This is a genomic window from Burkholderia savannae (genome assembly GCF_001524445.2).
GTDB classification, from domain to species: domain Bacteria; phylum Pseudomonadota; class Gammaproteobacteria; order Burkholderiales; family Burkholderiaceae; genus Burkholderia; species Burkholderia savannae.
This window is the reverse complement of the sequence record NZ_CP013418.1, coordinates 1431912-1458260: the sequence shown is the minus strand read 5'-3', so window position 1 is coordinate 1458260 and position 26349 is coordinate 1431912. Positions and strand designations below refer to the sequence as shown.

Sequence of the window (26349 nt, the reverse complement as noted above, 5' to 3'; positions counted from 1 at the left end):
GAAAAGGAAATCTCGAGGAAAGTCGGGATGCCTGTAACCTCAATGATTTAGGGGTTGATGGGCGGATTATTCAAGGCGGGGTTTTCGCGCGGGGGCTTTATTTTTTTGAAATTTGTTTTTAACATTGCGCGCTCAAGATGAATCGAAAGATATTTCCCGAAGCATGCAATTTATCGAGCATGATTCAATGGATTGAAATGATCCAATCGAAGAGGGGAAAGCGGATTTAGACGAACTCGACATATCAATTCGAGCACTTTCGATGGGCGCCGGTGCGGCGTCCGCGGCCATTCCTGAGCCGAATGCGGCGAACGTCATGGCGTTGGCCGGCGCGGCGCCGCCGCCTTCGATCGAAGCGCGCTCGACCGACGACGCCGGCATGCGACACGCGCGGCTTCGTCGCGCCCGGTGCGCGTCAGGCGACGCGTGCGACGCGGAATCACCCCGGTTTCTCAGTCAACTTCCCGTGAGCACTGACGATGGACAACTTTTGCCGCATGAATCTGCCTGCAACGACCGATCTGCCGGAGTTCGTCTTCGAGTTGCCGGGCCTGCAGTTTCCGGAGCGCATCAATTGCGCGGCGGCGCTGCTCGACGACGCCGTGGCCAAGCGCGGCTGGGGCGATCGCGTCGCGATCCGGACCGAATCCGGCGCCGCATGGACGTATCGCGAACTGCTCGAACTCAGCAACCGGATCGCGAACATGCTGGTGCGCGACGGGGCTCTCGTGCCGGGCAACCGGGTGCTGCTGCACGGAACCAATCATCCGTTTCTCGCCGCCGCGTGGTTCGCGGTCGTCAAGGCGGGCGGCGTCGTGGTGACGACGATGCCGCTGTTGCGCGCGGGCGAATTGTCGAAAGTCATCGCGCAGGCGAAGGTCTCGCACGCGCTCTGCGAGGCGTCGGTGTCCGCGGAACTGCACGCGGCGACGCAGGCCATGCCCGGCGTCGGATTTCTCCGCTGCTACGAAACGGACGACGCCGCCGCGTTCGAGCGGCTGATGCGCGAATACCCGGCCGCGTTCGAGACGGTCGACACGCAGGCTGACGATCCGTGCATCGTCGCGTTTACGTCCGGCACGACGGGGCGGCCGAAGGCGACCGTGCATTTTCATCGCGACGTGATGGCGATCTGCCATTGCTTTCCGCAGCACGTGCTGAAGCCCCGCGCGGACGACGTGTTCTGCGGCACGCCGCCGTTCGCGTTCACGTTCGGCCTCGGCGCGCTGCTGCTGTTTCCGCTGAGCGTCGGCGCGAGCGCGGTGCTGTTGCAGCGCGCGAAGCCGGACCGGCTGTTCGCCGCGATCGCCGCGCACCGCGTGAGCATCCTCTTCACCGCGCCGGCCGCGTACCGGGCGATGCTCGACGACATCGGCGGCCACGACATCTCGAGCCTGCGCAAATGCGTGTGCGCGGGCGAGGCGCTGCCGGTGCCGACGCGCAACGCTTGGCTCGCGCGCACGAGCATCCGCATCATCGACGGCATCGGCTCGACCGAGATGCTGCACATCTTCGCGTCGGCGGACGAAACCCAGGTGAAGGAAGGGGCGGTGGGCCGGGCGGTGCCCGGCTACCGGCTCGCGATCCTCGACGAGCGCGGCGAACGTCTGCCGCCCTACCACGTCGGCCGCCTCGCGGTGCGGGGGCCGACCGGTTGCCGCTATCTGAACGATGCGCGGCAGCGCGATTACGTGCAGCACGGCTGGAACCTGACGGGCGACGCCGCCTATCTCGACGAGGACGGTTATCTGTTCTACCAGTCGCGCGCCGACGATCTGATCATCAGCCTCGGCTACACCATTTCGCCCGCCGAAGTCGAGGAAGCGATGCTGCGCCACGCGGACGTGCTCGAATGCGGCGTCGTCGGCGCGCCGGACGAACGGGGCGGCACGCTCGTGTGCGCGCACGTCGTGCTGCGGCCCGGCGTGTGCGCCTCCGACGCGCTGACGGCCGCATTGCAGCAGCACGTGAAGGCGCAGATCGCGCCGTACAAGTATCCGCGGCGCATCGAGTATCGCGCTGACGGCCTGCCGCGCAACGAGTCCGGCAAGTTGCAGCGCTTCAAGCTGCGGCAGGCGGCCGAGAGCGACGTGCAAGCGGCCTGACGGCCGCGCCGCGCGGCCGGCGTTCGGCGCCGGCAACGCCCAATTCAATCAACATCGAAGCGACATGAAAATACTAGGAGCGGGTATTGCGGTATCGGACGGCGCGAAGCACGCGCTGCCGTTTGCGAACGACTATGCGGTGAAGGCGGCGAGGCAGGCGCTCTCGAAGGCGCGCTGCCTGCCGTCGGAGCTCGATCTCATCGTCAGCCTGTCGGTTTCCCCGAACCGGATGGCGGACGCGGCGCCGATCGCGGGGCCGCGGCTCGCGCATCCGGTGCAGCGCGATCTGCGCGCGTCCAACGCGGCCGTGTTCGATCTGCTCGACGCGGACTGGACGCTCGCGCTCGATCTCGTGCGGAGCCATTGCCGGCAGCTCGGCTACCGCCGCGCGCTCGTCGTGAGGGCGGAGGCGCTCGCCGACGTCGAAGGCGCGGAGTCCGGCGGCTATGCCGACGGCGCGGGCGCGATCGTGCTCGCGCCCGGCCGCGACGATCGCTACCACGCGAGCTATGCGGACCTCGACGCGCCGAGTCTCGCGACCCTCGGCGCCGTGCCGGCGCGGCACATGCATGAAACAGGCATCGTCGCGCGCTTCGACGGCGGCTTCGATCCGGCCACGGGCCGTTTCCGCACGCAGCCGAGCAATGCGGACGCGGCCGTGCGCTCGGTCGTCGGCGACGTGCGAAGCAAGATCGACGCGCCGGTATCCGAACTGTTTCGTGAATCGTGGCTGCGGGGCTGGCTGTCCGACGAGCCCGGCTTCGCGAGCGAGACGCGCGTCGACATGATCGACGGCGCCGCCGACATACCCGCCGCGTTCCAGCTGCCCGCGTGGCTCGCGACCCGCGCGGCCGCCTCCGCGGGCGTGCGCGGCGACGCGCAGGTCGTCGCCGCGCTGACGCTCGACGCGTTCAAGCCGCGCATCGCATGCATCGCAATGGAGGTCTGATGTCCTACAACGTTCGTATGGCCAGTCTGGCGTGCAATCTGCCGTCGCGCTTGCTGCGCAACGACGATCCCGCATTCGACGACGTCGAGCCGATTCCGTCGGAGTGGTGGCACTTCTGGGGAATCAAGTCGCGCTATGTGATCGATCCGCGCGCGGGCGAGTCCGAGCTCGCGATGGCGGAGCATACCGCGCGCCAGGCGCTCGCGCGCGCGGGCGTCGATGCGGCCGATCTCGATCTCGTGCTGTTCAACATCACGTCGCCGTACGTCAACGCGGAAGGCGGCGCGAGGCGGTTCGCGCCGCGGCTCTCGCGCACGCTGCGCGAACGGCTCGGCGCGCGTCGCGCGCTCGATGCGGACGTCGAAATGGAATGCGCGAGCTTCGTGCTGCAGATGCAGCTCGCGACAAACCTGATCAAGCAAGGGCGCGTGAAGCGCGCGCTCGTGTGCTCGTCGGAGCGGATGTCGGGCGTCGTCGATTATGCGAGCAAATCGTCGACGACGTTCGGCGACGGCGCGGCGGCCGCCGTGCTCGTCGCCGACGCGCACGATCCGCAGGGCGCGGACTGGCTGAGCGCCGTCTATCGCAGCGACGCGACGCACTACGATCTCGCGACAATGCAATGGCGCTACCCGAGGCCCGCGGCGAACCGCGAGGAAGCGGAGCGTCAGGCCGAGCGATTCGGCGCGTATTTCACGCTGAAACCGGAGGCGCAGGAGCAGATCGCGCGCTTCATGCCCGAGGCGATTCCCGACATCGTCGAGCGGCTGTTGCGCAAGAGCGGCGCGAGCGCGAACGACATCGACGCGATGGTGTTCCATCAGCCATCCGAGATTCTCGTGCGCGCGTGGGCGCAGCGCCTCGGCCTCGCGCCGGATCAATACGTGATTCGCCTCGCCGATTGCGCGTGCCTCGTGTCGGCCGCGGTGCCGCTCGCGCTCTATGAATCGATTCGCAGCGGCGTCGTGAAGCCCGGCTCGCAGGTGGTGATCGCGGGCGCGGGCGCCGGCTGGGGGTTCGGCGCGCAGCTGTGGCGGTGGGGCGAAACGGTCGTGACCGATGCGGATTCGCCCGCCCAAGCCGCGGAGGCCGACCATGCCGCGTAACCTCGTCATCGCCGGGCTCGGTCATGCGCTGCCGGAGCGTATCGTCGACAACGACGAAGTCGCGAGCGTCATCGACACGAGCGACGAGTTCATCCGCACCCGCACCGGCGTGCGGCATCGCCGCTATCTCGCGCCGGGCCAGCAGCTCGCGGACCTCGCGTGCCCGGCTGCCGAGCGGGCGATGGCCGACGCGGGCGTCGCGCCCGCCGACATCGATCTGCTGATCGTCAACACGCTGTCGCCGGATCATCACGATCCGTCGCAGGCGTGCTACATCCAGCCGAGGCTCGGGCTGCGCGAGATTCCGTGCTTCGACATCCGCGCGCAATGCAGCGGCGGACTGTACGGGATCGAGATCGCGCGACACTTCCTCGCGAGCGGCCTGTATCGCAACGTGCTGCTGATCTGCGCGGAAGCGCTGTCGCGGCGAATCGACACGAGCAACGCGGGCCGCAACCTGTCGATCCTGCTGAGCGACGGCGCCGCCGCGATGGTGCTGAGCGCGCGGGACGACGCGACGCGCGGCCTGCTCGATCTGTCGCTCGGCGCGGACGGCACGCAGTTCGATCTGCTGCAGACGGAAGCGCCGGGCGCGAAGCGGCCGAACTTCATCGACGCCGACGACATCGCGGCCGGCCGCCACTGCTTCCGGATGCGCGGCGCCGACATGTTCGCGGACGCGACGCGCCGCATCGTCGACGCGTGCCGGCAAATGCTCGACAAGCACCGGCTGACGCTCGGCGACATCGGGCTCGTCGTGCCGCACCAGCCGAACCTGCGGATCATCGACGCGGTGATCGAGCAGCTCGGCCTGCCGCGCGAGCGCTGCATGATTTCCGTCGAGGATCTCGGCAACATGGCGAGCGCCGCGTTTCCGGTGGCGCTCGCGCTCGCGCGCGAGCAAGGACGAATGCGCTCCGGCCAACTGAACCTGTTCGTGACCTACGGCGCGGGCGCGACGTGGGCGTGCGCGCTCTACCGGAGCTGAACGACATGCGGCACAGCACCCCTGGCTGGATCGATTCGCAGCTCGCCATCGTCGGCGACGCGGACGTGCCGCTGTACGTGGTCGTCAACGACGAGGCCGCGACGCTCGTCGAAGGCGGGCTGAGCGGCATGACCGAGCTCGTGTGGCGTCAGCTTCACGATCTGCTGAAGGACTACGGCGGCATCCGGCATCTGCGCTACTGGCTGATCACGCATTCGCACTACGACCATTGCAGCCTGCTCGGAACCTTGCAGCCGCGCATGCCGTGGCTGCATGTCGTCGGCTCTCCCGATACCGCCGACGCGCTGCAGAGCCCGTCCGCGCGCCGCACGATCAGAAAGCTCGACGCTCAGGCGTCCGTTGCGTGGGAGCCGGTCGCGCAAGCCGATCTCGCGGACCTGTCCGACATCCCGCTGCATCCGCTCAATGCGGGCAGGGAGCTCGACATCGGCGAAGGGATGCGGATGCGCGCGATCGCGCTGCCGGGCCACAGCGCCTGCCTGTTCGGCTATCACTGCCCGCAGCTCGATCTGCTGTTCGTGTCGGACGCGCTCGGCGAATACCACGGGCCGGCGCAATGGCTGCCGCTCGTGTTCGAGGATCTGTCCGCGTATCGGCAGTCGCTCGGCGCGATCGAGCGGCTGCACGCGTCGCGGATCGCGCTCGGCCATCACGGGATCGTCGGCGGCGACATCGCGCGGCATGCGGTGCGGCACGCGCGCGACGGGCTCGCCGCGCGCGACGACGAAGCGCGCGCGACGCGCGGCGATGCGGCCGCGACGCGCGCGCTCGCGCAGCTATGGACCGAGCGCTACGCGGCGCGCAGCGCGAAAGTGGTGCCGCGCGCGCTGCATCTGAAGAGCATGGAACGAATGATCGACCTGTTTCAGCGCGCCGCGTAGGCGCGCGACCGCCGGCGCGGGCGACCTCTGCGCCGATTGCCCCACCGGCCGGCTCACCTCGGATCTTCGGCGCCGGCCGCCGAACGCTACCACCACGACCGTGGGTTTCATTTTCTGTCGGATGACGTCATGACCACCACCAATCTGCCGAAGACGATCAACGAGCTGCTGCGTTCGCGCGCGGCGAAGAGGGGCGAGAAAGTCGCCTATCTGTTCTTGAGCGGTCAGCCCGACGACGAGCAGCAGCAATCGATCACATTCGCGGATCTCGACCGCTCGGCGCGCCGCGTCGCGCTGCTGCTGCAGCGGCATTCAGTCGGCGTCGGCGAGCGCGTGCTGCTGCTGTGCCGGCCCGGCCTCGACTACATCTGCGGCTTTCTCGGCTGCCTGTACGCGGGCGCGGTTGCGGTGCCGGTCTATCCGCCGCGCAACCGGCAGCACGCGGCGCGTATCGTCGGCATCGTCGAGAGCGCGGGCGCGAAGGCGATCCTCTGCACGGGCGACGATTTCGCGCGCTGCACGAAGCTGCTCGAAGACACCGCGGCGTCGCACGTCGCGCTGCTCGATCTCGATGCCGCGAAGCCGCTCGACACGTCGCTCGAGCCGGCGGCCGTCGCGCCTTCTCACGTCGCGTTCCTGCAGTACACGTCGGGCACGACCGGCAAGCCGAAGGGCGTGATGGTCACGCACGGCAACCTGATGCACAACCTCGCGCTGATCGGCGAATGGATGGGCTATCACGAAGAGAGCACGATGGTGAGCTGGCTGCCGCCTTATCACGACATGGGGCTGATCGGCGGCATCCTGACATCGCTGTTCGGCGGCTTCCGTTGCGTGCTGATGGCGCCCGAGCGTTTCATCCAGCATCCGTTCCTGTGGCTGCGCGCGATCAGCGACTTTCGCGCGGACGTGACGGGCGCGCCCGACTTCGCCTATCGGATGTGCAGCCGCCGCATCCCGGACGAGCAGCTCGCGACGCTCGACCTGAGCTGCCTGAAGACCGCGTACAGCGGCGCGGAGTCGGTCCGCTACGGCACGCTCGCGGAGTTCGCTCAGCGTTTCGCGCCGACGGGCTTCGATCCCGAACGCTTCAAGCCTTGCTACGGCCTCGCCGAATGCACGCTGCTCGTCGCGGGGCGCAGCGCGCCGCGGCCGCTGCGCACGGTGTGCGTCGATCAGGCGGCGCTGCAGCGGCAGAAGGTGATGATCCGGCGCGAGTTCGAAGGCCTGTCGTCGCAGATGCAGGAGCGCGACGGCGAGCGCGTGCTCGTCAGCGTCGGCGTGGCGATCGGCGAGCAGCGGGTCGTCGTGCGCGATCTGAACACGAACGAGCGCTGCGCGGACGACGAAATCGGCGAGATCTGCGTCGCGGGCGAGAGCGTCGCGCCCGGCTACTGGCAGCAATACGAACAGACGATCGCGACGTTCCAGCGCGGCATCGGCGGCGAGGCGGGGCAGGAGTTCGCGGGCACGGGCGACCTCGGCTTCCATCATCGCGGCGATCTGTACGTCACCGGCCGCCTGAAGGACATGATCATCATCGCCGGGCGCAACTACTATTCGGAAGACGTCGAGTACGCGGTGATCGGCAGCCGGCCCGAGCTGGTGCCCAACGGCTGCGCGGCGTTCACGATCGACGCGGGCGACGAGGAGCGGCTCGTCGTCGTCGCCGAAATCGAGCGCACGCATCGCAAGGGCGATCTCGACGCGCTGCTCAAGAGCATTCGCGAATCGATCTGGCTTCGCCACGACATCAGCCCCGGCGCGGTGCTGCTGGTGTCGCCCGGCAGCGTGCCGAAGACGTCGAGCGGCAAGGTGCGGCGCAGCGAATGCCGCAACCGGTTGCGCGACGGCGAGCTGACGGTGCTCGCGCGCTGGGACGCGGACGATCGCATCGCCGACGCGACGCGGGGAGCGGCCACGCCGTCGGCCTCATCGGCTTCGCCGGCCGCATCGGCGCCTTGCGCCGCGTCGGGCGCGAAAGCCGATGCGGCCGACGTGGCCGACCCGAGCGGCGCCGCATCGCCGAGCGCAGCGAAGGTCGAGCAGCTCAAGGACTGGCTGCGCCACTATGCACGCACGCGGATCGATTCGCGAACCATCGACGAGCGCCGGACGATTCCGCCGCACATCGTGCTCGACTTCGGCAACGAAGGGCTGCTCGGCATGCAGATCGACCGCGCATACGGCGGCCTCGGCTTCACGAATCGCGAGATGCTGCAAGTGGTGTCGCAGCTCGCGACGATCGATTCGACGCTGGCATTCTTCGTCGGGCTGAACAATACGCTCGGCATCCGGCCGATCATGCTGCATGCGCAGCCCGCGCTGCGCGACGAGCTGCTGCCGCTGCTCGCCACGGGCCGCACGCTCGCCGCGTTCGCGCTCACCGAGCCGGCCGCGGGCTCGAACGTGCGAGCGATCGGGGCGACCGCGCAGCGCGTCGACGGCGATCACTGGCTCGTGAGCGGCCAGAAGAGCTGGAGCGGATCGTCGGCGTGGGCGGGCGTGATCAACGTGTTCGCGAAGCAGGCCGACGGCGCGGGGATGGTCGGGCTCGCCGTCAGGCAGGGCACGCCCGGCCTGCGGATCGGCGCGGAAGACCTGACGATGGGCGTGCGCGGCATGATCCAGAACACGCTGCATCTGGATCGCGCGCGCGTGAGCGACGCGTGCCGGCTCGGCGCGCCCGGGCAGGGGATGGCGCTCGCGCAGCAGACGATGAATTTCGCACGCCTGGGCATCGGCGCGGTCTGCGTCGGCGGGATGAAGCGCTGCGCGCAACTGATGCATCGCTACGGCGCGCGGCGCCAGATCGGCACGGGCCTGCTGCTCGACAACCCGCTGAGCCGGCAGCGTCTCGGCGATCTGCGGCACCGCATCGACGGCTTGACCGCGCTGATCGACCTGCTCGCCGCCGATTTCGACGCGGGACGCGACGCACCCGAAGACGGCTTGCTGATCGCGAAGATTCTCGGCTCCGAGTTTCTGTCGCAAACCTCCGACGAGCTGATGCAAATGCTCGGCGGGCGCGGCTACATCGAAACGAATCTCGCGCCGCAGATCTTCCGCGACGCGCGGCTGCCGCGGATCTTCGAGGGGCCGACCGAGACGCTGCTCGCGCATCTGGGCAGCCGCGTGCTGAACGGCGGCGACGATCTGCTCGGCTATCTGAGCGAACGAACGGGCGCGGGCGCGCTTGCTTCCGAGCTGCGCGGGCTCGGCGAGCAACTGCTCGAGGACGGGCTTGCGAACGGCGAGCCGCTCGGCGGCGCCGCGCATGCGACGAACTGGGTCAACTACTGGCTCGGCAGCGTCGCGCAGTGGGCGCTGCTGCTCGCGGCCGTCGAGCAGGCCGCGAAACGGCGCGGCGTCGACGCCGCGACGCTCGAATGGGCGCAGAGCCAATACGAGCTCGCAGTCGAGGCGGCGCAGCGTCAGGTCGGCCGGCGGCGCGTATTGTCGAGCGCCGCGCAGCTCGCCGAGTGGGCGCGGCGCGTCGAGCACGAAATCGGCCCGATCGAGCAGACGGTGCCGGGCGCGCAGCAGCGGCTCGATCCGCTGCTGCGCGCCGAGTACGACGCGCGTCCGGACGCGTCCGACGCGGACATCGCGCTTGCCGACGACGCACCGTCACCCGTGGCGGCCGTCGCGTCCGCGCCGATTGCGCCGATTGCGCCGGCCGATCCCGAGCTGAAGCGGGAATACGAGCAATGGCTGGTGACATGGCTCGGCGAGCGTCTGCGCAATCGCCGGATTTCGCTGACGGCCGAGACGACCTTCGCCGACATCGGCCTCGATTCGATCCTCGCTGTCGAGCTGACGATGGCGTTCAGCGACGCGTTCCGCACGACCGTCGACGCATCCGCCGTCTGGGACCACGCGTCGATCGACGCATTGGCGACGCATCTCGCCACCCGAACGGACCAAGGCGCGCGCCCGCACGCGGACGCGGCTCCGTCCGACATTTCTTCTTCCATGTGAGGCGCATCCGATCATGCAGTCGCTTTGTGAACTTGCCACGTCTGCCGGCACCCTGACCGCGCAGCTCGAAAACTACCTCCGCTCGCATGCGAACGACAGCTGCAAGCTGCTCGGCGTGCCGCTCGGCACGCCGCTGAACGTCGAGATCGTCGACGCCGGCGCACCGATCGAAACCCGCCGCGACGTTCAGGCGGCGACGCTGCGCATCGGCAGCGACGACGCGCAGCGCGTGATGGCCTACACGCGCAGTTGCAACTGGGCGAACGGCATCGTGCTCGTGCCGACGCTCACGCGCCTGGTGCTCGCGGGCGCGTTCGACGCCCTGAAGGCCGGCGAGCCCCGCTCGATGCGCGCGTTCGCCGCCACGCGCAAGGCCGATCCGACGCTCAACCTCGGCCTGCTGTGGGGCGCGCTGAACCTGCTCGGCCTCGCCGGCTGGGTGACGCTCGGCAGCGGCGACGAGCAGGTCGACTATGCGCTGACGCCGGCCGGCGCGTGCGTCGTCGAGTGCGTGAACGCGCAGCGGCCGCTCTTCACGCGATTGGCCGACGCGACGTCGATGCTGCAGCACCTGCATGCGCTCTGCCATCGTCGCCGCACGGACGACGACGAAAGCGCGCTCTACGCGGATCTCGCGCGCATCTGCGTCGAAGGGTGGCCGCTGCCGGAACCGCGCGACGGGCTCGAGCGGCACGTCCACGCGCAGCTTCGCACCGCGATGGACGGGCTGCTGCTCGGCCCGACGTGGGTCGCGCTCGACATGCCGGTGTTCGAGAAACAGGGCAAGCAGCAAGGCAAGGCCGCGCCGAGCTTCTTCGAGGCGTTCGACGCGCAGCGCGACTGGGTGTCGGCCGCCGATGCGTGGCCGCACGCGGACCGCGTCACGCTGCGCGCCGCCTGGGCGCTGATGCGTCACGCGGGCGCGGCGGAAGTCGAGGCCGACGGCGCGCGCGTGCGGCTCAACGAAGCGGGCCGGATTCATCGGCCGATCGCCGCGCCGTATGCGGGGCTCGCCGCGTCGTATCTGCGCTCGTATGCGCTGCTCGATGAACTGCTGTTCGGCGATCCCGATCCGCTCGACGTCGATCGCGACGGGCACGTCGATCGCGTGATGAACGTGTATGCGTCGAGCGGCGCCGGGTCGGGTCCGGCGTCGAAGGAAATCACGACGAAGATCATTCGGCGCCTGTTCGACGACACGCCGCTCGACCAGCAGCCGGCCGGCATCTCCGACATGGGCTGCGGCGACGGCAGCGCGCTTCGGCGCCTCGCGCAATACGTGATCCAGTCGACGCGGCGCGGCCGGCATCTCGCCGAGTATCCGCTCATCGTGATCGGCGCGGACTACAACGAATCGGCGCGCAGCCGCGCGGCGGACACGCTGTCCGAGCTGAGCGACGTGCCGGGCGTGCACGTGCGCGTGATCGACGCGGACATCTCGCGGCCCGATCGCTACGACGAAGCGGTGGCGGCGAGCGGCCTGACGCTGAAGGCTCCGGACGGCAGCCGTCGCGCGGCGCGGCTGAGCGATCTGCTGCACACGTTCATGTTCCTCGTGCACAACCGCCGCCTCGGCGTGCGCAGCGGCGACGCCGCCGACGCGATTCTCGAGCGCCATCTGCGGCAGGTCGATCGCGCGCATCTGCGCAGCGTCGTCGAGCGTTACTATCCGGGACAACTGACGGTATCGGACGATGCGGCGCTGCCGGTTCCGCTCGACGAGATCAAGCGTGCGTTTCGCGTCGCGTACAGCGATGCCGAAGGGCTCGTGCCCGGCTACGTCGCGGCCGCCGACCTGATCGATTTCGTCGCGCGCTGGAAGCCGCACGCGAAGCACGGCTTCCTCGTCGTTGAAGGGCACAGCCCTTGGGCCGCGAGCCTGCTGGACGACGCGGTCGCCGAGCCGGGGCGCTGGACGCGTACCGAGCAATTGCCGTCGGTGTTCAATTGGGGGATGCACTTCCTGTCGCGGCAGTTCATGGCGCCGTTCGACGAATTCATGCTCGCGATGTGCATGGCGGGCCTGTGCCCGCGAGACGCGATCCACGGACGCATTCACCCCGAGGGTTTCCCCGGGCCGGACCTGTTGAGCGAATACCGGTTCTTCAGCATCGCCGACTATGTCGCGTTCGACGCGGCACATGCCTGACGCGGCTCGCCCGCCGATTTCGGCGGGAACGCGGCGCGCGCAACGCGAGCGCCTTTCGTCCGTTTGCGGCGCTCGTCTTCCGGGCGGCGCAGGCAGACGGCGTGCGTGCGCGTCGCATGCCGCCGCGCGCCGCGCGCCGTGCGGCATGCGATGCCTTGCACGATGCCGCACGCTTGCTTCCTAGACTTCGTATTCGACATCGGTTCGAGCGAAATCCGCCTGTTTTTTCCCGTCGATCCCGTTGCCGCGCCGATGCGATGCCGTATAGTTCGGCTGGCGCGGCGGCGAACCGTGCCGCGCTTCGATCGCGACAATTTAACCGGTTCACCATAATCAATAGGGGAGGGGAAACATGACGGTGTCGCAAACTTGCCTGCTGATCACCGCACTGACGCCGTTCGTCTGGACGATGTGCGCGAAGTCGGGCAAGCAGTACGACAATCACGAGCCGCGCCGCTATCTCGCGCAACTCGAAGGCTGGCGGGCGCGCGCGTTCGCCGTGCATCAGAACTCGTGGGAGGCGCTCGCGCTCCTCACCGCGGCGCTCGTCGTCGCATGGCACAACGGCGCGAACGCGCAGCGCGTCGATCAACTCGCGGTCGTTTTCGTCGCGTCGCGCGCACTGTACGGCGTGCTTTATCTGCTGAACTGGGCGACGCTGCGCTCGCTGGTCTGGACCGTCGGCTTTGTTTGCGCGGTCTGGCTGTTCTTCGTCGCGCCCTGAGCGCGCACGTTCGGGGCCCGCTCGATGCCGGCGTCGCGAGCGGCCGGCGGGGCGGGCGGGGCGTGCTTTGGATGCTTCTCCGGCTCGACACGATGCACGAACGCTCGATGCGCCGGGCCATCGCGGCTCGGCATCAAAAAAAAGGCCCTCGTCACGATGCTCTCCACATCGCCACGAGGGCCAACGGTAGTGGGTAGAACGAATGGCGCGCGGGTCAGGCGGCGACGCTCTCCGCGCTCGCCGCGGCTTCGACGTCGGCCGCCAGCCCCGCATCCGCTTCGCTGCGGATCAGGTAGTCGAACGCGCTAAGCGAAGCCTTCGCCCCCTCGCCGACCGCAATCACGATCTGCTTGTACGGCGCGGTCGTCACGTCGCCGGCGGCGAACACGCCCGGCACCGACGTCGCGCCGCGCGCGTCGACGACGATCTCGCCGTGCTTCGACAACTCGACCGTTCCCTTCAGCCATTCGGTGTTCGGCACGAGGCCGATCTGCACGAACACGCCTTCGAGCTCGACGCGCTTCGCCTCGCCGGTGCGCATGTCCTCGTAGACGAGCCCGTTCAGCTTCGCGCCGTCGCCCGTGAGTTCGGTCGTGCGCGCCTGCATGATCACCGTCACGTTCGCGAGGCTGCGCAGCTTGCGCTGCAGCACGTCGTCCGCGCGCAGTTGCGCGCCGTATTCGATCAGCGTGACTTCGCGGACGATGCCGGCGAGATCGATCGCCGCTTCGACGCCCGAATTGCCGCCGCCGATCACGGCGACGCGCTTGCCCTTGAAGAGCGGTCCGTCGCAATGCGGGCAGTACGCGACGCCGCGGTTGCGGTACTCGCGCTCGCCGGGCACGCCGATTTCGCGCCAGCGCGCGCCCGTCGCGAGCACGACGGCCTTCGCCCTCAGCACCGCGCCGCTCGCGAGACGAATTTCGTGGACGCGGCCCGGGACGAGCTTGTCCGCGCGCTGCACGTCGATCACGTCGACTTCGTATTGCTTCACGTGCTGCTCGAGCGCGGTGGCGAACTTCGGCCCTTCGGTTTCCTTCACCGACACGAAGTTCTCGATTGCCATCGTGTCGAGCACCTGCCCGCCGAAGCGCTCGGCGACGACGCCCGTCTCGATGCCCTTGCGCGCCGCGTAAATCGCGGCCGCCGCGCCCGCGGGCCCGCCGCCGACGATCAGCATGTCGAACACCGGCTTCGCCGCGAGCGCCTGCGCCGCGCGCCGGCTCGCGCCGCTGTCGAGTTTCGCGAGGATCTCCTTCACGCTGCTGCGGCCCTGGCCGAACGTTTCGCCGTTCAGGAAAATCGTCGGCACGGCCATGATGCGGCGCGCTTCGATTTCGTCCTGGAACAGCGCGCCGTCGATCATCACGTGGCGGATGCGCGGATTGACGAGCGCCATCACGTTGAGCGCCTGCACGACCTCCGGGCAGTTCTGGCAGGTGAGCGAGATATACGTTTCGAACGCGTAATCGCCGTCGAGCGCGCGGATCTGCTCGATCACGTCGTCGTCGAGCTTGAGCGGATGGCCACCCGCTTGCAGCAGCGCGAGCACGAGCGACGTGAATTCGTGGCCCATCGGAATGCCGGCGAAGCGGATGCCGGCCGCCTTGCCGGGCTCGCCGACCGAGAACGACGGCTTGCGCTCGGCGTTGTCGCGGCGCTCGACGACGGCGACTCGCGGCGACAGTGACGCGATCTCGTCGAGCAGCGCGCGCAGCTCGCGCGACTTGTCGCCGTCGTCGAGCGTCGCGACGAGCTCGACCGGACGGGTGATCCGCTCGAGGTACGATTTCAACTGAGTCTTGAGATTGGCGTCCAGCATGACGATTCGGATTCCGTAACGAGAATGGGCCGCACGCGCGGCCGTCGCGCGATGCGATACGGCGACGGACGCAGCGGTGCGGGGCGCGGGCCGCTGCGAGACGCGGCCTGCTTGACGCGCACGGCGGGCACTGCCGCCGCGCGGCTTCAGATCTTGCCGATCAGGTCGAGCGACGGCGTGAGCGTGTCGGCGCCCGGCGTCCATTTGGCGGGGCAGACCTCGCCCGGGTGCGCGGCGACGTACTGCGCGGCCTGGACCTTGCGCAGCAGCTCGCCCGCGTCGCGGCCGATGCCGTTGTCGTGGATCTCGCACAGCTTGATCTCGCCTTCCGGGTTGATCACGAACGTGCCGCGCAGCGCGAGGCCTTCTTCCTCGATCAGCACGTCGAAGTTGCGCGAGATCGCGAGCGTCGGATCGCCGATCATCGGATACTTGATCTTCGAGATCGTGTCCGACGTGTCGTGCCATGCCTTGTGCGTGAAGTGCGTATCGGTCGACACCGCGTAGATTTCAACGCCGAGCTTCTGGAATTCGGCGTAGCGGTCTGCCAGATCGCCCAGCTCCGTCGGGCACACGAACGTGAAGTCGGCCGGATAGAACACGACGACGGACCATTTGCCCTTCAGGGTCTCGTCGCTGACTTGCACGAAGTCGCCGTTGTGATACGCGGTGGCCTTGAACGGTTTGATCTGGCTGTTGATGATCGGCATTTGCGCTTCCTCTTGAATCGGTGTGTGATCAGGAAGCGCCAGTATGGCGATGGGGTGCGATTCTGTGAAATTGCTTGTTTCAATGATCGGAATCGGTATTTCCTATCCGGCCGGCCCGGACGCGAGAGGGCAAAAAAAAGGCGGCGCATCGAGGATCGAGATGCGTCGCCCAATGCGGATATCGAGGGAATATCCGCAAGCACGCTATGTAAGGCGGCTGCGCGGCGCCGGCTTGCGGCGATGCGCGGCCGCCCGTCCGGAACGGACGGCGGCCCGCTATTTCGCGCCGACGACGCCGAGCGCGCTGCTGTAGTTCGGCTGCAGCCAGACCTTGTTCGCGTTCAGGTTCGTCGTGTCGAAGTAGATCGTGTTGCCCGAGCGCACGCCGATTCGCGCGATGTTGCCGTAGCGGCCGTTGACCTGATCGGCGATCTGCTTCGCCCACACGCTGCGATTGGTGTTGTACGGCGTGATCGGCTGCCGCACGTCAACGACTTCCGCGCCGCGCGCGTCGGTGCCCATCACGCGGAAGCGAACCTGTTGGCCGGCTTGCGGCACGACGCCCGGCTCGACGAACGCATGCGTCGCGACCCACGGGAAGCCCGATGCGCTCTCGTCCGCGGCGATCGTCACGTCGCTGCAGTTGAAGAAGCCTTCGTTGCCCGCGTCGATGCGCTGCCAGTAGCTGTACAGCACGGCGTCGCCGCTGCGGCCCGGTGGCAGTGTCACGTCGAGCTTGTAGAACGACTGGATCGAGCCGGGCAGATGGCCCGCGCCGTTCGCGGGGACGGGCGCGGGAGCCGGCGCTTCGTAGATCTGCTGCAGGTCGTCCCAGCGCAGCGGTCGCGACGGATCGTACGACGGCTTCGAGATGAACACGCGCATGCGCGCCGGATTGTGCGAGGTCGTGTTCTCCCAGAGGAGCTCGATGTGGCCGTTGCGTGGTGTCAGTTGCGTCTTGCGCCAGAGTGCAGTCGGCGCCTTGTCGAGACCGGCCTTCGACGTGTCGCCGCCCGCGCACAGCAGGCCGTCAGGCACCGCGGCCTTCAGTTGCGCGAGATCGTTGCCCTGGCCGACCGGGTTCGCGGACACCTCGTTCCATTGCGTGAAAGGGTAAGCCGAATTGTTGCCTGCGCGATAGGCGGCGCGGCAATCGTTGTTCGGGATACCCGAGCCGTTGGGCGGGTCCCAATAGCCGCCCTCGAGGCGGCATTGGTATTGACGCGCGATCGGGAAGCCGACCGCGCCGTGCGCGGCTGCATCGTCGATGGGCGCGAGCAATGCGGCAAGCGAAGCGGCAAGCGTGGCGGTGGCACCGAGTGTGACGGCGCCGCGCGCCCGCCGGCGAGATGACGGCGCATCGAAGTGCGACTTCATGTAGCGTTCCTCCAAGTGAGTCCAGGTGAGAAATGACACAGCTCGCGGTCCGCAGTGTGGTAAAGATGCGTCGATTGTTTTGGATGTCGAAATATGAGGCTTGCGCTTTCTTCTGAGGATTCCGTCAGGATGGTAGATGACGCCGCGCGTTCGCAGGCCTACCAGAAATGGCAGGCGCGGCGAAATCCGTGCGAGTCCGGCGCGCGAGACGTGCGCCGCCGCCCCGGCCGTTCGAGTCGCTCCGGGAAGAAAGTCGCAAGCAAAGAGATCGCAACCTATCGTGTGCCCGGCAGCGAGCGTTACCGCGAAACTTAGGAGGTTGACCGGGTGGAATCGTGCCGTGCCCGTGTTGCGAACGGCGATTTGGCGGCTCGTCGCCGGGCGTAGAAAAACGCGGCTCGTGTTGCAGGTGACGGGCTGAGCATCGGGCGTCGCAACCCGTGTGCCCGCCGCGCGCCCGACGAAGCCGTGCTTGATTCGCGCGAGCCGCCACCGGGCGTTTGTGCGGCGACATGTTCGCCGCGCGCGCGTGACTGATCTCGTCAGTGCACGTAGGCGGCGGGCTGCGCGGGAACGCGGATCGCGAGCCCCGCGTCGAGCAGTGCGATGGAGAACCAGCGGGCGATCTTCAGCACGCCGCTGTCCGCGCAGCGCGGCAGCCAGTCGGCGAGCGCGCGCAGCGCCGCTTCGCTGCGCGTCGATTGCAGATGGGCGAGCGCCTGCAAGAGCCGAGCCTCGTCGCTGGCGAGCCCGCTCGCGCAGTGGCAGTGCGTGTCGAGCGGATGACACGCGTCGCACGTCAGGAAGCGCATCAGCATGTCGAAGTGCACGAGGCCGTCGGCGCGCAGGCCGGCGGCGGCCAGTACGTCGCGCCACGACCGCCGGCCGCGACGCGCGTCTTCGCCGGCGGCGGCGCACGGATGCAGCCAGGTGCGCACCGCGGTCAGCACGACCCGCTCGGCGTCGGTGTCGCGCGATGCGGCGTCGGCGTCGGCGAGTGGTGCGCCGCTCGTGTCGGCATGAGGGAAATGCATGGCGGAACCTCCGGGTTCAGAGCGGCCCGCGATCGGCGGGCCGCGCATCGATGTCGATCGGCGCGGCGGTCAGCGTGCGGGGCCGAGCCATTCGCGCACGTGCGCGCTGCGATCCGGGCGCCGTGCGCCGCTCGCGAGCTCTGCCGGCGTGCCGACGAACAGGAACCCGACGAGACTTTCGTTCGGGCCGAAGCCGAGCGCGTCGCGCAGCGCCGGCTCGTACGAGTCGACGCCCGTTGCCCAGAATCCGCCGTAGCCAAGCTGATGGATCGCATTGAGCATGTTCATCGCGGCTGCGCCGACGGCGAGCAACTGCTCGATCTCCGGCACCTTCGACGTGCGGTTCAGCGCGGTGCCGAGCGCGACGATGAGGGGCGCGGCCAGCGCCTTGCCGCGACGATGCTCGTGCGAACCGGGCGGATCGTCGGGCGCTCTCGCATCGGCGAGTTCGACGAGCAGGTCGCCGAACGCGTGGCGCGCCGCGCCCCGGATGACGACGAAGCGCCACGGGCGCAGATTGCCGTGGTCGGGGGCGCAGAGAGCGGCGTCGAAGATCGCGTCGAGCTCGCGCGGGCCGGGCGCGGGCTCGGTCAGCGGCCAGCGGGAACGGCGCGAAAGCAGTCCCCGCAGCAGGCCGTGCGGGTTGTCGGCGGCGGCGGCGACGGCGGCGCGCGCGGGCGCCGCAGCGGCGATGGCATCCATGGTCGAGGCTTCGGTATCGGTCGATGAACGGAGCACATCATCGGATAGTTTTGCCTTAAATGCAAACGATTCTCATTTGCGAGTAGGGTTAATTCGACGGCCGGCGCGGCGATTTGGAGCGGTGAGACGTCTCGCCTCGTCTTGCCGGCCGTCGGGAAGCCGAATGGATTCCAGGCCGGGGGGCGACGCACACTTGCTGTCTTACGCGATAGATACGGAGGCGACGGCTGCGTCCGCTCGCTATTCGTGCAAATCAGGAAGCTTCCGGGCTATTCGTAGTCCATTCGATTTCTGTTGGTGCATGATCAAAATGCTCGAGCGCTTCTTGGGCGCCGGGGGCGGCGTCGCCAATTCGCGTCGCCAATTCAGCCTCACGTTCCGGTCCATTACGTGAATCGCAGTCGTCTCCGTGCGGGTCGCGTCTCCGGATATTAACTATCTGGTTAATCCATAAAATCCGGAGGGCGGTTCGATCCGTCCCCCGGGGTGATCGCCCGCATAGACAGACACGCCGGAAATCTGCCACGCTAGCCACGCGGGCGACGCCGGCTGCGCCGAGTCGGCGCATGCCGCCAACTGGCGGCCGCACCTTCGTGGTGCGGCGTGCCGCGCAAAAGTGCCAAATCAAACCGCGAAACGGATTCCAACAAGGCACGCTCTTTGCTCGCTACGCATTGCGCCGGTTCGGCATGGAGAGATGCCGAGTGAATGATGGATGGAGAACTTTTCGATGAAGCCGTTCGACGAAATGCTGCAACCCGGCGATACCGTACGCGCGCCGTATGAGCGCTTGAAGCAATGGCTCGACACGCAGGACCCCGCGAGCCTGGCCCAGAAGGCGCATGACGCCGAGGGCGTGTTCCGCAAGACCGGCATCACGTTCGCCGTTTATGGCGACGCCGAGGCCGCCGAGCGGCTGATTCCTTTCGATATCGTGCCCCGGATCATTTCCGGACACGAATGGAATCGGCTGTCGCAGGGGATCGAGCAGCGCGTGATGGCGCTCAATGCGTTCCTCGACGACATCTATCACCGTCAGGAGATCGTCCGCGCGGGGATCGTGCCGAAGCACCTGATCGCGCACAACGATGCGTTCCTGCCCGAGATGATCGATTTCCGGCCGCCCGGAAACGTTTACACGCACATCATCGGCGTCGACATCGTCCGGACTGCGGAAAATCAGTTCTACGTACTCGAAGACAATGCGCGCACGCCGTCCGGCGTGTCGTACATGCTCGAGAACCGCGAAACGATGATGCAGCTCTTCCCCGAGCTGTTCCAGCAGGTGAAGGTGCGGCCCGTCGAAACCTATCCGCAACTGCTGCGTCAGTCGCTTGCGGCCGTCTGCCCGCCCGGCGGCAACGCGGACAACCCCACCGTCGCGGTGCTCACGCCCGGCATTCACAACTCCGCGTACTACGAGCACGCGTTCCTCGCCGACCAGATGGGCGTGCATCTCGTCGAAGGAAGCGATCTGCAGGTGATAGGCGATCGCGTAGCGATGCGCACGACCGAAGGTTTCAAGCCGATCGACGTGCTGTATCGCCGCCTCGACGACGCGTTCCTCGATCCGCTCACCTTCCGGCCGGATTCGGTGCTGGGCGTCGCGGGGATCATGGACGTCTATCGCGCGGGCAACGTGACGATCGCGAACGCGCCCGGCACGGGCATCGCCGACGACAAGGCGATCTACTCGTACATGCCGGAGATCGTCGAGTTCTACACCGGCCGCCGGGCGATGCTCGAGAACGTGCCGACCTGGCGCTGCGCGGAAGCGGACAGCCTCAAGTACGTGCTCGAGCATCTGGAGGAACTCGTCGTGAAGGAGGTGCACGGCTCGGGCGGCTACGGGATGCTGGTCGGCCCGGCCGCGTCGAAGGCCGAGCGCGAAGCATTCGCGGCGAAGCTGCGCGCGAAACCGTCGAACTACATCGCGCAGCCGACGCTCGCGCTGTCGACGACGCCGATCCTGACGGAGAAGGGCCTCGCGCCGCGCCACGTCGATCTGCGGCCGTTCGTGCTCGTGTCCGACCGGATTCGCATCACGCCGGGCGGCTTGACGCGGGTCGCGTTGAAGGAGGGTTCGCTCGTCGTCAACTCTAGCCAGGGCGGCGGCACCAAGGATACCTGGGTGCTCGCCGACTGACGCACGCGCGAGGCGGCGCATGCGCGCGCGGCGCGCGCGTAGGGGCGCGCCGCACCGAACAACGATCGGAGTGGACGGCAAACATGCTTCTCGGACGCACAGCAAGCGGTCTTTACTGGATGTATCGCTATATCGAGCGAGCGGAGAACACCGCGCGGATCGTCGACGCGGGATTGCGGATGGCGCTCACCCGCACGTCGGACGCGCCGGCGGAGTGGTCGTCGGTGCTCGTCAGCTCAGGCGCGGACGACGGATATCGTCAGAAGTACGAAACTTATGCGGCCGACACGGTCGCCGACTATCTGCTGCGCGATCGCGACAATTCGTCGAGCGTGCTGTCGTGCATCGAATGCGCACGCTCGAACGCGCGGATGGTGCGCACGGCGCTCACGCGCGAGGCGTGGGAGAGCGTGAACGGCGCGTGGCTCGCGATCAAGCGCGCGCTCGCGCAGCCGATCCGCGCGAGCGCGCTGCCCGCGATCCTCGACGAGATCAAGCGCGAGACCGCGCTGATCCTCGGCAGCTTCTACAGCACGATGCTGCGCAACGAGATCTTCGATTTCGCGCAGATCGGCGCGTTCATCGAGCGCGCGGACAACACCGCGCGGATTCTCGACGTCAAGTATCACCTGCTGCTGCCGTCGGTGTCGCACGTCGGCACGATCCTCGACAACTATCAGTGGGAATCGATCCTGCGCTGCGTCGCCGCGCACCGGTCGTATCGCTGGGTCTACGACGTGCAATACAAGCCGACGAACATCGCCGACTACCTGATCCTGAACGGACGGATGCCGCGTTCGCTGCGCTATTGCTACGGACGCGTCGTGTCGAGCCTCGAGCATCTCGCGAAAGATTACGGCGTCACGCACGGTTGTCACGAAACGGCCGCCAAAATCAAGCAGTCGCTCGAAGACAACACGGTCGAACGCATCTTCAAGAGCGGGCTGCACGAGTTTCTGACGGATTTCATCGCCAAGAACAACAGTCTCGGCATCGAAATCGCCCAAGCCTACAACTTCGATTGAGATCAGCCATGCGCCTCGCCATCCGCCACATCTCGCGCTTCCAATTCGACGAACACGCTGCGTACGTGCTGCAGCGCCTGCGGCTGCGCCCGCAAAGCGGCCCGAGCCAGACCGTGAGGGCCTGGCAGGTGACGATCGACGGCGTCGAGCCGACGCTCACGTACGCGGATGGACTCGGCAATCGCGTCGACCTCGTGCGGCACGATCGCGACAAGCCGGAGATCGCGATCATCGCGGCGGGCGTCGTCGAGACGCAGGATCGCGCCGGCATCCTCGGCAACGCCGATTCGTATGCGCCGCCGTGGGTGTTCGAGCGCGCGACCGACCTCACGCGCGCGGGCGACGCGATTCGCGCGCTCGCCGACGCGCTGCCGATCGAGCACAAGAGCCTCGATGCGCTGCATTGGCTGATGACCGAGGTGCACAGCCGGATCGCCTACGAGCCGAACGCGCAGGCGGCGCCGCGCGACGCGGAGACCGCGCTGCAAAGCGGCGTCGGCACGAGCCGCGACCACGCGCACGTGTTCGTCGCGACGGCGCGCGCGCTGAAGATTCCGGCGCGTTACGTGTCGGGCTATTTGCTGACGGACGGCTCGATGCAGCGGATCGCCGAAGCGCTGCATCAGGCGAGCGGCGTCGCGCAGCAGGCGATGCAGATGCGGCATGACGCGGACGGCGCGCACGAAGCGCCGGGCGACGCGGTGCGCCAGACGAGCGTCGCGATACAGGAAGCGGCGGTCGCGATGCAGCCGCAATCGGGCCACGCGTGGGCCGAGGCGTACATCGAAGGGCTCGGCTGGGTCGGCTTCGATCCGTTCATGAACCGTTGCCCGGACGAGCGTTACGTGCGGATCGCGGCGGGCCTCGATTATCGCGACACGATGCCGGTCTACGGTCCCGGCGCGAAGCCGGTCGGCGTCGAGATCAGCGTGATCCAATCCCCGGAACTCGTCTGACGCGCCCGCGAGCCGCCACGCGGCGCAACGGACGGCGGCGCGTTCGCGCCGCCCCGCGCCGCCACGCCGTCTCATCCCGACGCCCCTGCAACCGCAACGAACGGCCCACGCCATGTCCATTCACGTCGCGCTTCACCACGTCACCCGCTACCGCTACGACCGGCTCGTCCACCTCGGGCCGCAAGTCGTGCGCCTGCGGCCCGCGCCGCATTGCCGCACGCCGATCCTGTCGTATTCGATGAAGATCGAGCCCGCGCAGCACTTCGTCAACTGGCAGCAGGACCCGTTCGCGAACTACATGGCGCGGCTCGTGTTTCCCGAGCAGACGCGCACGTTCGAGATCGCGATCGATCTCGTCGCCGAGATGTCGGTCTACAACCCGTTCGACTTCTTCCTCGAGGAGCGCGCGGAAACCTTTCCGTTCGATTACGACGATGCGCTGCGCCGCGAGCTTGCGCCGTATCTCGCGTGCGATCCCGATACGAGCGCGTCCGACGCATTTCGTTCGTATCTCGAATCGATCGACCGCACGCCGTCGGGCACCGTGAACTTCCTCGTCGCGCTGAACCAACAGTTACAGCGTGACATCCGCTATGTCGTGCGGCTCGAGCCGGGCGTGCAGACGCCCGAGGAGACGCTCACGCTCGCATCGGGCTCGTGTCGCGACAGCGGCTGGCTGCTCGTGCAGCTGTGTCGTCATCTCGGTCTCGCCGCGCGCTTCGTGTCCGGCTATCTGATCCAGCTGACGCCCGACGTGAAGTCGCTCGACGGCCCGAGCGGCGCCGAGGTCGACTTCACCGATCTGCACGCGTGGTGCGAGGTGTACCTGCCGGGCGCGGGCTGGATCGGCTTCGATCCGACGTCCGGACTGCTCGCGGGCGAGGGCCATATTCCGCTCGCCGCGACGCCGCAGCCGACGAGCGCCGCGCCCGTCGAGGGGCTCGTCGACGAATGCGAGGTCGAGTTCGAGCACGAGATGCGCGTCACGCGCATCTACGAATCGCCGCGCGTGACGAAGCCGTACACCGACGAAGCGTGGCGGCACGTGTTGCGGCTCGGCGCGCAGGTCGACGCCGAGCTCGAGGCGGGCGACGTGCGCCTCACGCAGGGCGGCGAGCCGACGTTCGTGTCGATCGACGACCGCGACGGCGCCGAATGGAACACCGACGCGCTCGGGCCGACGAAGCGCGGCCATGCGACGTCGCTCGTGCAGAAGCTGCGCGCCGAGTACGGCGCGGGCGGCTTCCTGCACTTCGGCCAGGGCAAGTGGTATCCGGGCGAGCAGTTGCCGCGCTGGGCGCTGTCCGTGTTTTGGCGCGCGGACGGCGAGCCCGTCTGGCGCGATCCGGCGCGCTTCGCCGACGAGCGCGAGCCGTCGGCCCATACGACCGCGGACGCCGAGCGCTTCGTCCGCGCGCTCGCGGCGCGCCTCGGTATCACGAGCGATTACGTGACGCCCGGCTACGAGGACGTCTGGTATTACCTGTGGCGCGAGCGGCAACTGCCGGTGAACGTCGATCCGTTCGATGCGCGGCTCGACGACGAGCTCGAGCGCGCGCGGCTGCGCAAGGTGTTCTCGCAGCAGCTCGACAGCGTGATCGGTTACGTGCTGCCGCTCAAGCCGCTCGCGCCGAATCCGGCGCTCGCGGGGCCGCGCTGGGAGACGGGCCCGTGGTTCTTCCGCGACGAGCGGATGTATCTCGTGCCGGGCGATTCTCCGATGGGCTACCGTCTGCCGCTCGATTCGCTGCCGTGGGTGAGCCGCGGCGATTATCCGTATCTCGTCGAGCGCGATCCGTTCGCGCCGCAGGGCGCGCTGCCGGACGCGAACGCGCTGCGCGCGCGCTATGCGGGCGGCGGTTACGACGTGCCGCGCGATCCGGCCGCGGCCGCGCGCGATTTCGCCGCGCACGCGCGGACCATGATGCAGGCGCGCGTCGGCGAAGGGGCGCGCGCGGCGTCGGCGGGCGCGGCAGACGATTCCGCGCGCTATCCGCAGCGCTTCGAGTCCGCCGCATGGATCACGCGCACGGCGCTGTGCGTCGAGGTGCGCAATGGCGTGCTCTACGTGTTCATGCCGCCGGTCGCGGCGCTCGAGGACTATCTCGATCTGCTGACGACGGTCGAGCTGACGGCTGAGTCGCTCGACGTGAAGCTCGTGCTCGAAGGCTATCCGCCGCCGCGCGACGCGCGCCTGAAGATGCTCCAGGTGACGCCCGATCCCGGCGTGATCGAAGTGAACATCCATCCGGCGCACGACTTCGACGAGCTCGTTCAGCACACCGAATTCCTGTACGACGCCGCGTATCGATCCAGGCTGTCGAGCGAGAAGTTCATGGTCGACGGCCGGCATGTCGGCACGGGCGGCGGCAATCACTTCGTGCTCGGCGGCGCGACGCCCGCGGACAGCCCGTTCCTGCGCCGTCCCGACCTGCTCGCGAGCCTGATCGCGTATTGGCACAATCATCCGTCGCTGTCCTATCTGTTCTCGGGGCTCTTCATCGGCCCGACGAGCCAGGCGCCGCGCGTCGATGAGGCGCGCGACGATCAGGTCTACGAGCTGGACATCGCGTTCGCCGAGATCCGCCGCAACAAGCTGCGCTACGGCGACGACATGCCGCCGTGGCTCGTCGACCGCGTGCTGCGCAATCTGCTGATCGACGTGACAGGCAACACGCACCGCAGCGAATTCTGCATCGACAAGCTTTATTCGCCGGATTCGGCGACGGGGCGCCTCGGCCTGCTCGAGCTGCGCGCGTTCGAGATGCCGCCGCACGCGCGGATGAGCGTCGTCCAGCAACTGCTGCTGCGCGCGCTGATCGCGCGCTTCTGGCGCGCGCCGTATGAGACTCCGCTCGCGCGCTGGGGCACCGCGCTGCACGATCGCTTCCTGCTGCCGACGTTCGTCAGGATGGATTTCGACGACGTGCTGACCGAAATGCGCGAAGCGGGCTTCGCGTTCGATCCGGCATGGTTCGCGCCGCACTTCGAATTCCGTTTTCCGCTGTTCGGGCAGATCGCGGTGCGCGGCGTCGCGCTCGCGCTGCGCGGCGCGCTCGAGCCGTGGCACGTGATGGGCGAGGAAGGGGCGATCGGCGGCACCGTGCGCTACGTCGATTCGTCGCTCGAGCGGCTCGAGGTCCACGTGAGCGGGCTGAACGACAGCCGCTACGTCGTGACCGTCAACGGCCGCGCGCTGCCGCTGCAGCCGACCGGCACCGCCGGCGAATACGTCGCCGGCGTGCGCTACAAGGCGTGGGCGCCGCCTTCGGCGCTGCATCCGACGATCGGCGTGCACGCGCCGCTCACGTTCGACATCGTCGACACGTGGATGCGGCGCTCGCTCGGCGGCTGCCGATATCACGTCGCGCACCCCGGCGGCCGCAACTACGACACGTTCCCCGTGAACGCTTACGAAGCGGAAAGCCGGCGGCTCGCGCGCTTCGTGTCGATGGGACACACGCCGGGCGCGATGACGGCCGAGCCCGCCGCGCCGAGCCGCGAGTTTCCGTTCACGCTGGATTTGCGGCGTGGCTGAACGGATTCGGGCGGCGCAGCGGTTGCGCGATGCGGCGAGGGTGTCGGCAACGCCGCGCGCGGCGGGCGTGCGCGGCGCAGCGGGCGTGCCGCGCCGGGCAAGAATGTTAGGATTCGACATCGATGAGCGGCGCGC

17 protein-coding genes are annotated in these 26349 nt (G+C 68.1%); 12 read left to right on the top strand and 5 right to left on the bottom strand.

Annotated features, from left to right (window positions below; genetic code table 11):
- The first annotated feature begins 479 nt into the window (after positions 1–479).
- The 8 genes from WS78_RS27545 to WS78_RS27505 all read left to right on the top strand — a co-directional run bounded on the left by WS78_RS27545 (position 480) and on the right by WS78_RS27505 (position 12904).
- Positions 480–2105 (top strand): AMP-binding protein, encoded by a 1626-nt coding sequence (locus WS78_RS27545; RefSeq protein ID WP_059579605.1) that lies wholly within the window; start codon positions 480–482, stop codon positions 2103–2105.
- Positions 2106–2169: 64 nt separating this feature from the next.
- Complete coding sequence (locus WS78_RS27540) at positions 2170–3054, top strand: beta-ketoacyl-[acyl-carrier-protein] synthase family protein (RefSeq protein ID WP_059579609.1); 885 nt, start codon at positions 2170–2172, stop codon at positions 3052–3054.
- Positions 3054–4160 carry a 3-oxoacyl-ACP synthase III family protein gene (locus tag WS78_RS27535; RefSeq protein WP_038752824.1) on the top strand — a complete coding sequence of 369 codons (1107 nt, stop codon included), beginning with the start codon at positions 3054–3056 and terminating at the stop codon, positions 4158–4160. Before WS78_RS27540 ends, WS78_RS27535 begins: the two co-directional genes overlap by 1 nt.
- Positions 4150–5148 carry a ketoacyl-ACP synthase III gene (locus WS78_RS27530; protein WP_059579613.1) on the top strand — a complete coding sequence of 333 codons (999 nt, stop codon included), beginning with the start codon at positions 4150–4152 and terminating at the stop codon, positions 5146–5148. Before WS78_RS27535 ends, WS78_RS27530 begins: the two co-directional genes overlap by 11 nt.
- A gap of 5 nt (positions 5149–5153) precedes the next feature.
- Positions 5154–6050 (top strand): MBL fold metallo-hydrolase, encoded by an 897-nt coding sequence (locus WS78_RS27525; protein WP_038752845.1) that lies wholly within the window; start codon positions 5154–5156, stop codon positions 6048–6050.
- Between the two features lie 129 nt (positions 6051–6179).
- Positions 6180–10031 (top strand): AMP-binding protein, encoded by a 3852-nt coding sequence (locus WS78_RS27520; RefSeq protein WP_059579618.1) that lies wholly within the window; start codon positions 6180–6182, stop codon positions 10029–10031.
- Positions 10032–10044: 13 nt separating this feature from the next.
- Complete coding sequence (locus WS78_RS27515; RefSeq protein ID WP_059579622.1) at positions 10045–12180, top strand: AprA-related methyltransferase; 2136 nt, start codon at positions 10045–10047, stop codon at positions 12178–12180.
- A 352-nt stretch (positions 12181–12532) separates the two neighbouring features.
- Positions 12533–12904, top strand: a complete 372-nt coding sequence (locus WS78_RS27505) for an MAPEG family protein (RefSeq protein ID WP_038752831.1) — start codon at positions 12533–12535, stop codon at positions 12902–12904.
- A gap of 214 nt (positions 12905–13118) precedes the next feature.
- Here the strand turns inward: WS78_RS27505 and ahpF are convergent, their stop codons facing one another.
- The 5 genes from ahpF to WS78_RS27475 form a co-directional block, all read right to left on the bottom strand.
- Positions 13119–14726 (bottom strand): alkyl hydroperoxide reductase subunit F, encoded by a 1608-nt coding sequence (ahpF, locus tag WS78_RS27500; protein WP_059579629.1) that lies wholly within the window; start codon positions 14724–14726, stop codon positions 13119–13121.
- 146 nt (positions 14727–14872) lie between these two features.
- On the bottom strand, positions 14873–15436 hold the full coding sequence (gene ahpC / locus WS78_RS27495) for an alkyl hydroperoxide reductase subunit C (protein ID WP_038752835.1): 564 nt from the start codon (positions 15434–15436) through the stop codon (positions 14873–14875).
- A 276-nt stretch (positions 15437–15712) separates the two neighbouring features.
- Positions 15713–16813: a lytic polysaccharide monooxygenase gene (locus WS78_RS27490; protein ID WP_059579707.1), complete on the bottom strand. Its 1101-nt coding sequence runs from the start codon at positions 16811–16813 to the stop codon at positions 15713–15715.
- Positions 16814–17355: 542 nt separating this feature from the next.
- Entirely contained in the window at positions 17356–17847 is a 492-nt protein-coding gene (locus WS78_RS27480) for a hypothetical protein (protein WP_059579632.1), read from the bottom strand.
- Positions 17848–17916: 69 nt separating this feature from the next.
- Positions 17917–18549 carry a nitroreductase family protein gene (locus WS78_RS27475; RefSeq protein ID WP_059579636.1) on the bottom strand — a complete coding sequence of 211 codons (633 nt, stop codon included), beginning with the start codon at positions 18547–18549 and terminating at the stop codon, positions 17917–17919.
- 730 nt (positions 18550–19279) lie between these two features.
- Between WS78_RS27475 and WS78_RS27470 the strand changes: the two genes are divergently transcribed.
- The 4 genes from WS78_RS27470 to WS78_RS27455 all read left to right on the top strand — a co-directional run bounded on the left by WS78_RS27470 (position 19280) and on the right by WS78_RS27455 (position 26214).
- Entirely contained in the window at positions 19280–20695 is a 1416-nt protein-coding gene (locus tag WS78_RS27470) for a circularly permuted type 2 ATP-grasp protein (RefSeq protein ID WP_038751525.1), read from the top strand.
- 83 nt (positions 20696–20778) lie between these two features.
- The gene (locus WS78_RS27465) at positions 20779–21720 is read left to right on the top strand and encodes an alpha-E domain-containing protein (protein WP_038751509.1); all 942 of its coding nucleotides are present in this window, start codon (positions 20779–20781) and stop codon (positions 21718–21720) included.
- A gap of 8 nt (positions 21721–21728) precedes the next feature.
- Entirely contained in the window at positions 21729–22676 is a 948-nt protein-coding gene (locus WS78_RS27460) for a transglutaminase family protein (protein ID WP_038751506.1), read from the top strand.
- 112 nt (positions 22677–22788) lie between these two features.
- Complete coding sequence (locus WS78_RS27455; protein WP_059579640.1) at positions 22789–26214, top strand: transglutaminase family protein; 3426 nt, start codon at positions 22789–22791, stop codon at positions 26212–26214.
- Positions 26215–26349 lie beyond the last annotated feature (135 nt).

Coding starts and splice junctions, on each gene's coding strand:
- ahpC (WP_038752835.1), bottom strand. CDS start 15,436: ATGCCGATCATCAACAGCCAGATCAAACCGTTCAAGGCCACCGCGTAT.
- WS78_RS27525 (WP_038752845.1), top strand. CDS start 5,154: ATGCGGCACAGCACCCCTGGCTGGATCGATTCGCAGCTCGCCATCGTC.
- WS78_RS27490 (WP_059579707.1), bottom strand. CDS start 16,813: ATGAAGTCGCACTTCGATGCGCCGTCATCTCGCCGGCGGGCGCGCGGC.
- WS78_RS27480 (WP_059579632.1), bottom strand. CDS start 17,847: ATGCATTTCCCTCATGCCGACACGAGCGGCGCACCACTCGCCGACGCC.
- WS78_RS27540 (WP_059579609.1), top strand. CDS start 2,170: ATGAAAATACTAGGAGCGGGTATTGCGGTATCGGACGGCGCGAAGCAC.
- ahpF (WP_059579629.1), bottom strand. CDS start 14,726: ATGCTGGACGCCAATCTCAAGACTCAGTTGAAATCGTACCTCGAGCGG.
- WS78_RS27515 (WP_059579622.1), top strand. CDS start 10,045: ATGCAGTCGCTTTGTGAACTTGCCACGTCTGCCGGCACCCTGACCGCG.
- WS78_RS27535 (WP_038752824.1), top strand. CDS start 3,054: ATGTCCTACAACGTTCGTATGGCCAGTCTGGCGTGCAATCTGCCGTCG.
- WS78_RS27505 (WP_038752831.1), top strand. CDS start 12,533: ATGACGGTGTCGCAAACTTGCCTGCTGATCACCGCACTGACGCCGTTC.
- WS78_RS27530 (WP_059579613.1), top strand. CDS start 4,150: ATGCCGCGTAACCTCGTCATCGCCGGGCTCGGTCATGCGCTGCCGGAG.
- WS78_RS27455 (WP_059579640.1), top strand. CDS start 22,789: ATGTCCATTCACGTCGCGCTTCACCACGTCACCCGCTACCGCTACGAC.
- WS78_RS27475 (WP_059579636.1), bottom strand. CDS start 18,549: ATGGATGCCATCGCCGCTGCGGCGCCCGCGCGCGCCGCCGTCGCCGCC.
- WS78_RS27545 (WP_059579605.1), top strand. CDS start 480: ATGGACAACTTTTGCCGCATGAATCTGCCTGCAACGACCGATCTGCCG.
- WS78_RS27460 (WP_038751506.1), top strand. CDS start 21,729: ATGCGCCTCGCCATCCGCCACATCTCGCGCTTCCAATTCGACGAACAC.
- WS78_RS27465 (WP_038751509.1), top strand. CDS start 20,779: ATGCTTCTCGGACGCACAGCAAGCGGTCTTTACTGGATGTATCGCTAT.
- WS78_RS27520 (WP_059579618.1), top strand. CDS start 6,180: ATGACCACCACCAATCTGCCGAAGACGATCAACGAGCTGCTGCGTTCG.
- WS78_RS27470 (WP_038751525.1), top strand. CDS start 19,280: ATGAAGCCGTTCGACGAAATGCTGCAACCCGGCGATACCGTACGCGCG.